Source organism: Mesorhizobium sp. M2A.F.Ca.ET.037.01.1.1 (genome assembly GCF_003998075.1).
In the GTDB taxonomy this organism is placed as follows: Bacteria; Pseudomonadota; Alphaproteobacteria; order Rhizobiales; family Rhizobiaceae; genus Mesorhizobium.
This window is the reverse complement of the sequence record NZ_RZSA01001126.1, coordinates 1-1,940: the sequence shown is the minus strand read 5'-3', so window position 1 is coordinate 1,940 and position 1,940 is coordinate 1. Positions and strand designations below refer to the sequence as shown.

Here is a 1,940-nt window from a genome sequence, read left to right as displayed (position 1 = left end):
ACGGAAGACGAAGCCGATCCGCCGCGCCCTGCCGGCGCAGCGGATCGGCTTCGTCTTCCGTCGCGCGGCCATAGACATGCAGCCCGTCCTTGACGGCGAAATCCTTGAGATCGCAGAGCCAGGCATCGATGCGGCGCAGCGCTTCGTCGGGCTGGTCGGTCTTGGCAACGCCGGCTTCCGAGGCAAGCCCGGTCTTCCGCGCCGTCTCGACGATCAGCTTTGCAAGTCGGTCGCGGCGGCGGCGGTCGAGCCCATCGGCCTGGGCATATTCGTCGACCAGCCGTTCCAGCCTCTGTTGGGCCTCGTCGAGGCCGGCGCCGGTCATGGGCGGGGGCAGATGGCCCAGCGTGACGGCTGATATGCGGCGCTTGGCCTGCGCCGCTTCGCCGGGATTGGAGACGATGAAGGGATAGATGACCGGCAGCGAGCCGGTGACGATTTCGGGGAAGCAGGTGTCGGAGAGCGCGACCGTCTTGCCCGGCAGCCATTCCAGCGTGCCATGCGCGCCGACATGGACGATGGCATGCACGCCGAGCGATTTCCGCAGCCAGAATCCGAAGGCGATCAGCTCGTGGCGGGGAGGCAGGGTTGGGTCGTGGTAGTCAGCGCGGCGGTCGGCCGAGCGGCCACGGTCGGGGGCCAGTGCGACGGTGACGTTGCCGAAGGTCGCGGCGCGGAAGGGGAAGTGTTGCGGGGCGGCAGCCTTCAAAGGCAGGCGTTCCGTCGCCCCCTTCTCTGTCCTGCCGGACATCTCCCCCTCAAGGGGGGAGATTATTTCTTGCGCTCGGCTTTCGCCAATTTTCGGCCTAGCAAGGGGAGAGCCGGCGGCGGAGCTGCCAATCTCCCCCCCTGAGGGGGAGATGTCCGGCAGGACAGAGAGGGGGGCCTCGCGCAGCCCTATCTGGTCTTCCGCGTTGCCCCAGGCAGCCCTGACTGCATCACGCGCGCCTTCCGGCAGTTCAGCGGACAAGCGCAGGTAGTCTTTTGAACTTAACCCGTGGCCACCCACCTCCAGCGCATCCAACAACGCCCGCGGCGATTGCGGAATCCCTTCAACCGCATAGCCCTGTTCCTTCAGGTCATGCATCATCGCAAGCACACTGGAGGGCACATCAAGCCCGACCGCATAGCCGGTCCGCCCTGGCGCGCTCGGATAGTCGGGGATCAGGATCGCCAGCTTGCGCTCGGCCCGCTTGGTCCTCTGCAGGCGGATAAACGCCGCGATCCGCTTGGCGACCTGCGCCACGCGGTCCATTTCCGGCCGGTTGGCAAAGGCGCGAAAGGCCAGTGCCGGATCGGTCTCGATCTCGCCCTTGAAGGAGATGGCGCCGGCCAGGATGCGGCCGTCGAGCTCGGGCAGGACGACATGCATGGCAAGATCGGCGGGCGCCAGGCCACGCTGGTTGTTTTCCCAGACCTCGCGGCGCGTCGTGGCGACGATGACCTGGAAGATCGGCACGCCGGCGCGGTCGAACAGGGTCTCGGCGCCGGGCTCCGCGCCGGATGCGAACGCGGTGGCGGTAATGATGGCGGCGGGGTGCAGCGAGGCGAGGGCGGTTTCGACGAAGGCGAGCGACGCCGGGTCTTTCAGGCTGGAGACGAAGATCGGCACGGGCGCGATGCCCTGCGAGCGTAGTGCGTCGACCAGCGCATCGATCGGCGCGACATCGGCGGCCAACAGCATCGAGCGGTAGAAGAGGATTGGGATGACGGCGAAATTGTCGACGTCGAGTTCCGTCGCCCCCCTCTCTGTCCTGCCGGACATCTCCCCCTCAAGGGGGGAGATTGCTCTGTCATTGACGGCTTCGCCAATCGCAGACGTTGCAGATGCCTCTTTTGATGCCGACGAAGAAAAGGCGCCGAGGCTGGTGACGGCTGATCTCCCCCCTTGAGGGGGAGATGTCCGGCAGGACAGAGAGGGGGGCGAAGGATCGCCGACC

1 protein-coding gene is annotated in these 1,940 nt (G+C 66.8%); it reads right to left on the bottom strand.

The genetic code is table 11. The features are described from left to right. Positions 1–1,765, bottom strand: a 1,765-nt coding sequence (locus EOA27_RS34190; RefSeq protein WP_245491275.1) for a cobaltochelatase subunit CobN, incomplete at its 3' end; no start/stop codon positions are given. Between the last annotated feature and the right edge of the window lie 175 nt (positions 1,766–1,940).